7 protein-coding genes and 1 pseudogene are annotated in these 9,591 nt (G+C 50.2%); all 8 read left to right on the top strand.

Annotated features, from left to right (window positions below):
- Positions 1-190 (top strand): annotated as a pseudogene (locus DESPCE1_RS23525) (hypothetical protein); the annotation flags it as partial.
- Between the two features lie 371 nt (positions 191-561).
- Positions 562-1,506, top strand: coding sequence for an ACP S-malonyltransferase (gene fabD / locus DESPCE1_RS0116025; protein WP_014795047.1), 945 nt, complete (start codon positions 562-564; stop codon positions 1,504-1,506).
- A gap of 1 nt (position 1,507) precedes the next feature.
- Positions 1,508-2,251: a 3-oxoacyl-[acyl-carrier-protein] reductase gene (gene fabG / locus DESPCE1_RS0116020; protein ID WP_014795046.1), complete on the top strand. Its 744-nt coding sequence runs from the start codon at positions 1,508-1,510 to the stop codon at positions 2,249-2,251.
- A gap of 37 nt (positions 2,252-2,288) precedes the next feature.
- Positions 2,289-2,516 (top strand): acyl carrier protein, encoded by a 228-nt coding sequence (gene acpP / locus DESPCE1_RS0116015; RefSeq protein WP_014795045.1) that lies wholly within the window; start codon positions 2,289-2,291, stop codon positions 2,514-2,516.
- A 229-nt stretch (positions 2,517-2,745) separates the two neighbouring features.
- Positions 2,746-3,690 (top strand): nitronate monooxygenase family protein, encoded by a 945-nt coding sequence (locus DESPCE1_RS0116010; protein WP_014795044.1) that lies wholly within the window; start codon positions 2,746-2,748, stop codon positions 3,688-3,690.
- A 50-nt stretch (positions 3,691-3,740) separates the two neighbouring features.
- The gene (gene fabF / locus DESPCE1_RS0116005; protein ID WP_019851042.1) at positions 3,741-4,979 is read left to right on the top strand and encodes a beta-ketoacyl-ACP synthase II; all 1,239 of its coding nucleotides are present in this window, start codon (positions 3,741-3,743) and stop codon (positions 4,977-4,979) included.
- Between the two features lie 18 nt (positions 4,980-4,997).
- Entirely contained in the window at positions 4,998-5,786 is a 789-nt protein-coding gene (rnc, locus tag DESPCE1_RS0116000; protein WP_014795042.1) for a ribonuclease III, read from the top strand.
- Positions 5,779-9,375 carry a chromosome segregation protein SMC gene (smc, locus tag DESPCE1_RS0115995; RefSeq protein ID WP_019851041.1) on the top strand — a complete coding sequence of 1,199 codons (3,597 nt, stop codon included), beginning with the start codon at positions 5,779-5,781 and terminating at the stop codon, positions 9,373-9,375. The genes rnc and smc overlap by 8 nt, the downstream gene beginning before the upstream one ends.
- Positions 9,376-9,591 lie beyond the last annotated feature (216 nt).

The following is a 9,591-nucleotide window of genomic DNA, read 5'->3' as shown; positions in this document are numbered from 1 at the left end:
GCTAAATCTCCAGGATTTTGCTTTCGGCGTTCACTCCATAAGCTGCGCGGAGCAATCTAATCGCTCAAGACTTCCGCTCCGTCGGGTGCCCGCCCAAATCGCTCCTGCTCAATGGGCGGTTGGAAACGTCCTGTTTCCAACCCGACTCCGCTGCAGTCTTTTCGCGAAGATTGCTTACCTGCTCGCTTAAATTCGTTCTCTGCCTTAAAGCAAAATCCTTGGGTCTGTCTTATTAGGTTAGCGGCTTTTCGGGCGGGAGAGAGTCTGAGCTCTTCTGTTAGACACTAAAGACCCGACAGCGTAGCTTTTCGCACAATAGTGAACGATTTACACGGAGGGGCGGCTGGATGAACGAGGCTTTCTTAACGTAGCGGAGCCACCGGTTAACATCAGGTATTACCCGGAGGTTTGGCGCAGCTGTTAAGAAAGCGAGTGCACCAGCCCTGGAGTGTTTGAGTGAACGATGTGCGAAAAGCTACGTGACCCGAGCAAAAACCAAAGAAGTACACGCCCAAACAATAACCCCAAAAGCAAACTCAAGGGTGAAAGGAGCAAAAGGATTTGGCCAAAATAGCATGCATTTTCCCTGGCCAAGGCTCCCAATATGTAGGAATGGGCAAAGAACTCTTTGCCACCTCTTGGGGGAAAGAAGTGTTTGAGACTGGACAGCGTGTTCTTGGGGAAGAATTTATACAGATCCTTCTCGAAGGGCCGGAAGAAGAATTGAAAAAAACCGCCAATACCCAGCCTGCCATCCTGCTGACCAGTGTGGCGGCCTGGCGGGGGCTACAGGAGGCAGGGATTCGCCCTGATTACTTTGCCGGTCATAGCTTGGGTGAGTATTCAGCTTACGTGGCGGCAGGGAGTATTTCCCTTGAAGATGCCTTAAAGATTGTGCGCCGCCGGGGAGAATTGATGCAGGCGGCGGTCCCTGAGGGCAAAGGAGCCATGGCGGCCGTTCTCGGCTTGGAGAATGTTAAGGTTGAGGAAGCATGTCGAAAGGCACGGGAGGAAGGAAATTGGGTCGTTGGAGCGGCTAATTATAATTCTCCGGGGCAGGTCGTGATCTCCGGAGAAAGTTCTGGGGTACAGAAAGCTTGTCACTATGCCAAAGACCTTGGGGCAAAACGGGCCATGCCTTTAGCGGTCAGCGGACCTTTTCACTCTCCTTTGATGGAGAAAGCTGCTAAGGATTTGCGCCCGGTACTTGAAGCCGTGAATTGGCGGGAACCCAGTGCTCCTGTGATCTCCAACATTGATGCGGAAGAGGTTAAGGAGAGAAGGAGTATTGTGGAGAGTCTGGTGAGACAAGTCAGCGGGGCGGTGCTTTGGGAGCAATCCATTCGCTACCTGGGAGAACAAGGAGTAGATACCTTTATTGAACTGGGTCCGGGGAAGGTTTTATCGGGACTGGTTAAGAAAATTCTCCCCAGTGTAACCCTGATGAATGCTGAAGATTTATCTTCTCTGGAAAAGCTACTTGCATATTTAAAGGAGAGTAGATAAAATGTTGCTGGATAATAGTGTAGCCATTGTCACGGGAGGAAGTCGCGGCATTGGACGTGCCATTGCCTTGGAACTGGCTCGTGCAGGGGCTAAAGTGGTGGTGAACTATGCCGGACATGGGGAAAAAGCAGAAGAGACCCTTCGTCTCATTCAGGAGTTGGGCGGAGAAGCTTGTGCGGTTCAGGCTGATGTAAGCAAGGTTGAAGATGTGGAACGACTGATTCAGACCACCCTTAAAACCTACGGAAAAGTCGATATCCTGGTCAATAATGCGGGAATTACCCGTGACACCTTGCTGCTGCGTATGAAGGAAACGGATTGGGATGCGGTCCTCGATACGAACCTCAAAGGAGTCTTCCTATGCACCAAGGCTGTCAGCAAGTCCATGATGAAGCAGCGATCCGGAGTCATTATCAATATCTCCTCAGTGGTAGGTATTAGCGGTAATGCAGGGCAAGCAAATTACTCTGCGGCAAAAGCAGGAATCATCGGCTTTACCAAATCCATTGCCAGAGAGTTGGGCTCCCGTGGGATTCGGGTTAATGCCGTAGCTCCGGGGTATATTTCTACAGATATGACGGAATCCTTAGGAGAAGAGGTCAAGGATCAGGTCATGACCCAGATTCCTCTGGGCAGAATGGGTCAACCTGAGGATATAGCCAAGACGGTAGTCTTTTTGGCTTCACCGGCAGCTTCATACATCACTGGGCAAACCCTAGCCGTAGATGGCGGCATGGCTATGTAATTTTTCATCAAGCATTGAGAGGAGGTGAACAGGCAGCATGGGCGTTTTTGACAAAGTGAAATCTATCGTAGTGGATCAACTTGGGGTAGAAGAAGATGAAATTACATTACAAACCACCTTCGCAGATCTGAATGCGGATTCGTTGGATATCGTTGAACTTATTATGGCTCTTGAAGAAGAATTTGATCTTGATATTCCGGATGAAGATGCGGAGAAAATTCGTACTGTAGGTGATGCAGTAAATTACATCAAGGAAAACCAATAATCCTGAGTACATAGAGAGTCCCGTAGAATGCTGCGGGACTTTCTTTAAAGCCTTATTCTTTTCAATTCAAGAGGGTGAATTAGAAGCTAATTTTAGGATCAGGTCCTAATTTGTAGACCCTGATCTCTGTCTCTTGTACTGAAAGGTTTAGTATAGAAGAATGACATTAAGCATTCGATGAGGAAGATACTGGTATCATAATGCTTTAGATTTGATTGGAGGAACTTAAGTGAAGATTCCAGAACTGCGCCTTGCCCATCATATCGCCAAGATGCCCATTATTCAAGGAGGGATGGCCGTTAGAGTATCCATGGCTCCTTTGGCAGCGGCAGTTGCAGAGGAAGGCGGAATCGGTTTGATTGCCGGAAGCGGTTTAAGTATTGAGGAGTTAAAACAAGAAATCAGGGAAGCAAGGAAGCGCACGAAGGGGATTATCGGGGTTAATATTATGTTTGCAGTGCGTGAGTTTGCTCAGCTTGTCAAAGCAGCCTTTGATGAAAAGATTGATCTGCTGGTTTCCGGGGCGGGTTTCTCCCGGGATATGTTTACCTGGGGCCAGGAAGCGGGAGTTCCTGTGGTTCCCATCGTATCTTCAGCGAAGCTGGCACGCTTATCTGAAAGGCTCGGTGCAGCAGCGGTGATTGTGGAAGGAAATGAAGCAGGGGGACATTTAGGAACGGAACGCTCCATGCGGGAGATTCTCCCTGAAGTTAAGGAGGCCGTGAAGATCCCCGTCATTGGAGCGGGGGGAGTCATGGATGGCAACGATGTAGTGGAGGTTCTGCGCTTAGGGGCTGACGGAGTGCAAATGGGAACCCGCTTTGCTCTCAGTGTCGAGAGCAGTGCCGCTCCTGAATGGAAGCAGCATCTCATCGACGCTCAGGAAGAGGATATAGTCATCCTTCATAGCCCTGTGGGTTTGCCGGGACGGGGAATCCGCAATCCCTTTACGGATGCCTTGGCAGAAGGAAAGGATGTCCGGCGTATAGGCTGTGATCAATGTCTAAAGCATTGTGAGCGGAACTTTTGCATTATGGAGCGTTTAATCAAAGCTCAGCAAGGGGATATGAAAGAAGGTCTTGTGTTCTCAGGCGCCCATTTTTCCCGAATCAAAGAAGTTTTATCGGTTCATGAAATTTTTGAAGATATTCGTGAACAAATACTCCGGGCCTAAACAAGAGATGGGTTTATTTTTTCCGATAGTGCGATTAAAGGAGGATAAAGATGGAAAAGAAGCGAGCGGTTATTACAGGAATGGGAGTGGTTTCCCCGGTCGGGAATAACCTTGAAAAATTCTGGGACAGCTTAATTAGAGGACAATCAGGAATTGATGTTGTTACTCGCTTTGATGTGGGAGACATGCCCACCAAGGTGGCAGCCGAAATTAAGGATTTTGAACCTACGGATTGGTTGGATCGCAAAGAAAGTCGGCATATGGATCGCTTTACCCAATTGGCTATGGCTGCGGCTAAAATGGCCGTCCAGGATTCCGGGTTAAATCTGGAGCAAGTGAATAAGGAACGAGCCAGCTGCATTGTGGGAACCGGAGTGGGCGGGGTCGCGACCCTGGAACAACAGAAAGAGGTCCTCATGAATAAGGGGCCGGGGAGAATCAGTCCCTTCTTTGTTCCCATGCTGATCTCCAATATGGCAGCAGGTCATATTTCCATTGAATTTGGTTTCCAGGGTTCCAGCTTAAGCGTTGTCACGGCTTGTGCCTCGGCGACCAATGCTATCGGAGAGGCCATGCGTCTTATCGAGCATGGCTATGCCGATGTAGTTGTTTGCGGTGGAACGGAAGCGCCCATTGTCCCCTTGGCCTTTGCGGGTTTCTGTGCCATGAAGGCCATGTCCACAGAGAAGGAAAACCCCAAGGAAGCATGCCGTCCTTTCGATGCCAGAAGGTCGGGGTTTGTCATGGGTGAAGGAGCGGGAATCCTTGTGCTGGAGTCCCTTGAGCATGCCCAAAAGCGTCAGGCCAGGATTTATGCAGAGATTTCAGGATATGGAAGCACCTGCGATGCCTATCATATCACTTCCCCGGCACCGGGAGGAACAGGGGCCATCCAATCCATGAAGGCAGCTTTGGCAGGGGCCAAGGTATTGCCGGAAGAAGTGGATTATATCAATGCTCACGGCACGGGAACCCAGGCCAACGATTCTGCAGAAACAGCGGCTATTAAAGCTCTCTTTGGTGAAGCTGCTCAAAAAGTTGCCATCAGTTCCACCAAGTCTATGACAGGGCATCTCTTAGGAGCGGCTGGAGCTATCGAAGCCATTGCCTGCGCTTTGACGATTAAGAATGGTATGATTCCACCCACCATGAACTACGGGGAACCTGACCCGGATTGCGATTTAGATTATGTCCCGAATACCGCGCGGAAAAAAGAAGTTCAAGTTGCTTTATCAAATACCTTTGGTTTTGGAGGACATAATGCTACAATTGTATTAAAACGTTTTTGATGAGTAAGGAGTATGACGGTGGAAAAGAAACATCAGGGTACAGCAAAAACAACGAAGCATAATCTTCATGGGAATAAACGCCATAAGTATCATGCGGATACCGTGAAACGGATTCCTACAGGAATTGGCTTAGCGAAACGATTGGAGTTGGACGATCCCCCCAATCGCTTGTTCACTACTGCTTTGACCCACCCTTCGTACTTGTTTGAAAATCCACAATCCGGTCTGGAAAACAATCAAAGACTGGAGTTTCTGGGTGATGCCATCTTGGATTTTGTGGTAGCGGAATATCTTTACTTGAGTTATCCGGAGCGACCTGAAGGAGAATTGACGAAGATGCGGGCTGCGGTGGTGAATGAGAGCACCTTGGCCCGCACCGCTAAGAAGATTCGGCTGGGGGAAGAATTGCTCCTGGGTAAAGGAGAACAAGTCTCAGGTGGCAGGGAGAGGCCTTCCATCCTAGCGGATGCCTGGGAGGCCATAGTTGGAGCTGTTTATCTGCAGTATGGCTTCCAAGAGGCCAGGCGGGTGGTTCTGACCTTGCTGAAGGAGGAAATCGCTGAGGTGGCCCAAGGGAACTACGGCGATTACAAGACCATGCTTCAGGAGAAAGCTCAGCGGGAAGAGATGGAAGTGACCTATCGAATCCTTGCCGAAGAAGGTCCGGATCACAATAAGCGTTTTACAGCCGGGGTATTCCTTCAGGGGAATCTACGGGGTAAAGGGATCGGTCGGACTAAAAAGGAAGCGGAACAACGGGCAGCCCAGCAAGTCTTAGATGAGCTAGGGGGGGAGAAACATGGCTAAGGCCGATACTCTCCCTGTTTTCTTGAAATCCATTACAATCCAAGGGTTTAAGTCCTTTGCGGACCGAGTGAAGCTGGAATTGGGGCATGGCCTGAGTGTGGTGGTCGGTCCTAATGGGAGCGGGAAAAGCAATGTAGCCGATGCCATTCGCTGGGTATTGGGGGAACAGAGTGCCAAGAACCTCCGGGGCAGCAAGATGGAGGATATCATTTTTTCCGGAAGCAGTGCCAGGCGCCCCGTGGGGATGGCCGAAGTCTCTCTGTTTTTTGATAACTCCACAGGGATCTTTCCTCTGGAATATCAGGAAGTGATCATCACCCGCCGAGTCTATCGGGATGGCGAAGGGCAGTATTTTATCAATCGCTCCCCCTGCCGGCTTAAGGACATACATGAGCTTTTTATGGATACCGGTGCGGGAAAAGAAGGTTTTTCCATTATTGGTCAAGGCCGGGTAGAGGAGCTTCTCAATCAGCGCTCCGAAGATCGGCGGACTTTGATCGAAGAGGCTTCAGGAATAACCAAATACCGCATGCGCAAACGGGAAGCACTTAAACGTTTGGATGAAACGGAACGCAATTTAGAACGGATCAGGGATATCCTGGCAGAAATCGAAGGGCAGTTAGGACCTTTGGAAGAGCAAGCCGCCATTGCCAAAGAAGCTGTAGAATTAACCACAGAACAAAAGGCTTTGGAGATTGAGGTGGTGGCCTTTGATCTGAAAGAAGTTCGGAATAAGCTTGCCTCAGCGGTACAAGAAACGGAAGAGCTTCAATTGGCTATCGCTGCGGCAGTAGCTGATTTAGGCCAAAAGGAAAGTGAGATTCTCAGCAATAAAGTGAAGCTTAATCTTCTCGATGAGCACATCCAGAAGCAGCAGGAGACCACCTACCAATTGGATCAAGGGGTCAATGAAATCATCCAGGAACTGCGGCTCCGCCAGGAGAGGGAAGGTTATCTCGGTGAGCAAATAAACCGTGTCACCACGGAACTATCCACTTACGATGAGAAGGTTCGCCAGAGTGCAGAGCAACTCAGAGCCTTGGAGGATAGAAAATCTCTCTTACATAAGACCTTGGACCAGGCCAATCAAAAGTTAGCCGAGGATGAACAATGCTTAGCTGAGGCTAAAGCAAGAAATGGCTTAGAGGAAATCGAAACCCTCAGAGGTAATCTCTCCCATCTGCAAAGTAAGCTTGCCGAGTCCACCACAGGATTAAGCCGCATTACCCATCAGTTGGATACCTTGAACTCAACCCATCAGCAGTTGATTAAAGAAAAAGGGGCTAAAGAAACCGGTCTGCTTTCCTATGAGCAACAGGAAGACCATGTCCAGGAGCAGATCAAAGCTCAGGAAGGGATACAGAAGGATATCCTGCGCAAAGCAGAGAGGATGCACCAGGAGATAGCCCAGCTCCGTGAACAAAGCAAAACAGAACAGAAGGAGCTTCTGGAGCTTAATCGGGAGTTGGAGAAAAAATCAGCCCGCTATCATGTCCTTAAGAACCTTGAAGACTCTTTGGAAGGTTATCAACGAGGTGTCCGGGAGCTTATGCTGGCTAAGAAAAAGAACATTCCTTCTTGCGGAGACCTCTGTGGAACCCTGGCTGATCTCCTTCAGGTTGAAGAGCGTTATGAGGTAGCCATAGAGGTTGCACTGGGGGCAGGAATTCAAAATATCGTGACCGAAACGGAACGAGGTGCTAAGGAAGCCGTTCATTATCTGAAAAGCCGCAATCTGGGTCGAGCCACCTTTTTACCCCTGGATGTGATTCAAGGGGGGACAACCAATGTGGCGAAAGAGGCCGCTCAGGACCCCGGTTTCATCGGTGTGGCGGTGGATCTCATCGCCTTTCAGGAAAGATATCGCAAGGCTTTCGAATCCCAATTGGGGAGAACCCTCATCGTTACAGATATGGAGGCAGCTACCCGGGTAGCGCGAGCTTCGGGCTATCGGGCCCGCATCGTGACTCTGGAGGGGGAACAGGTTCACCCAGGCGGGTCCCTGACCGGGGGGAGCTTGCAAAGGAAGGGCTCCAACATCTTAGGGCGTTCCCGGGAAATAGAAGAGCTCCGGAAAGAGTGCGAAGAGAGAGGTACCCGGCAGAGAGAACTTGAAGTCAAGGCGGGGACTCTCAGCGCCCAGATCCGGAAAGCTGAGGAAAGCCTTAAAGGCCTTATGGGTGAAGAGCAGGAGCTTAAATCCGCTATGGCGGTGCTGAGAACTCAAGAGGCTAATCTTCGGGAGCAGATGCAAAGGATTCGCGATGAAATAACCGCCCTAACCATCCGTATGGCAGGGATAGAGCAGGAACGGAATGACCTGCAAAGTCATAAAACCCTTGGGGAAGGGGAGCAAAGCAAGCTTGCGGAAAGCATCAAAGAAGCTCAAGGGGCCTTGGTTTTACAAGAAGAGAAGAATCAAAAAGCCGGCCAGGAGATGGAACTCCTGCAAGAAAGACTGACCCAAACCAAAGTACAGGCAGCCAAGTGGGAGCAGGAGCTGAAACAGGCGGCGGAGCGCTTGGAGCAGGATCAGGCCCTTTTGGCGGAGAATCGGCATCTTTTGGAGCGCAAGCGCAAGGATCTAAAGGATTTGGAAGAGGGCAAAGCCCGTCTGGCCTTCGAACAGGAAGAATGGGAGAGCCGCCGCAGGGAAGCGGGAGAGCAGCTACAGCAAGCCCAGGAAGTTCTCATCGCTTTGCGCAAAGAGCGGGAAGTTCTGTCCAAGGAGCTGATGGACCAGGAAGGCCTCGCCCAAAAGAAAAGACAGGAGCAGCAAGCTCTGGAACAAAAGCTGCATAACCTGGAGCTGAAGACCGCTCGCTGGGATGCCGAATGGGAAACAGGGTCCAAGCGTTTGCTGGAAGAATTCGCTCTGACCTGGGATGAGGCTCAAACCTACCAAAGTGAAAGAAACCGCGCCGAGCTGGCGGCCAGAGTCCAGGAGATCAAACTAAGGATGGAACTGCTGGGCCCTGTGAACCAAGCAGCCATTGAAGAATATCCTAAGCTCCAGGAGCGCTACGATTTTCTATCGGTGCAAGGGCAGGATCTTGAAGAGGCCAATGATTCCCTCCATCAACTCATTGCCGAACTGGATAAGACCATGTCGGAACGCTTTGAAGAAGGATTTATAGCCGTGAACGAAGCCTTTAAAGTGGTCTTCAAAGAGCTGTTCAACGGGGGCTATGCGGAGCTTCGCTTAGTGGACCCGGCTAATCTCCTTGATACGGGGGTAGAAATCATCGCCCAGCCCCCGGGGAAAAAGCCTCAGCTTCTTTCCCTCCTCTCCGGAGGGGAGCGGGCCCTGACCGCCATCGGCCTGCTCTTCGCCTTACTGAAGGTGAAGCCTAGCCCCTTCTGTATCCTCGATGAAATCGAGGCTTCCCTGGATGATACCAATGTCAGCCGCTTTGCTCAATACATCCACCGCTTGGCGGACTCCACCCAGTTCCTGGTCATTTCTCACCGCAAAGGAACCATGGAAGCAGCCGATGTTCTCTATGGCATTACCATGGAGGAGTCCGGTGTATCTAAGCTGCTGTCTGTTCAGCTGGAAGGCCAGGACAAGGATACCCAGACGGCTTGAGATGATTGCGGAAGTTTGAATAAGCTAAAATAGACCTAATGATATAGACTAAATAGAAAAAGGATACTTCTCTTTTAAAGGGAGGTATCCTTTGGTTTTTAGCTATTCGGGGAGTATAGGCTTGTGGGTGCATAAGGGCATATCCTTGAGATAAACGTGAAATAACCCCTAAAAGCAACGACGGATCAACTGCAAAGCAAAAATTTTAGCCCTAGT

The sequence above is a fragment of the Desulfitobacterium sp. PCE1 genome (assembly GCF_000384015.1).
Classification (GTDB): Bacteria; Bacillota; Desulfitobacteriia; order Desulfitobacteriales; family Desulfitobacteriaceae; genus Desulfitobacterium; species Desulfitobacterium dehalogenans.
Note: the sequence above shows the minus strand (reverse complement) of the source record. Positions and strands in the feature narration are given on the sequence as shown.

What these genes read in the sequence shown, in the direction of transcription:
- acpP (WP_014795045.1), top strand. Translation starts at nt 2,289, where the DNA reads ATGGGCGTTTTTGACAAAGTGAAATCTATCGTAGTGGATCAACTTGGG.
- fabG (WP_014795046.1), top strand. Translation starts at nt 1,508, where the DNA reads ATGTTGCTGGATAATAGTGTAGCCATTGTCACGGGAGGAAGTCGCGGC.
- fabF (WP_019851042.1), top strand. Translation starts at nt 3,741, where the DNA reads ATGGAAAAGAAGCGAGCGGTTATTACAGGAATGGGAGTGGTTTCCCCG.
- smc (WP_019851041.1), top strand. Translation starts at nt 5,779, where the DNA reads ATGGCTAAGGCCGATACTCTCCCTGTTTTCTTGAAATCCATTACAATC.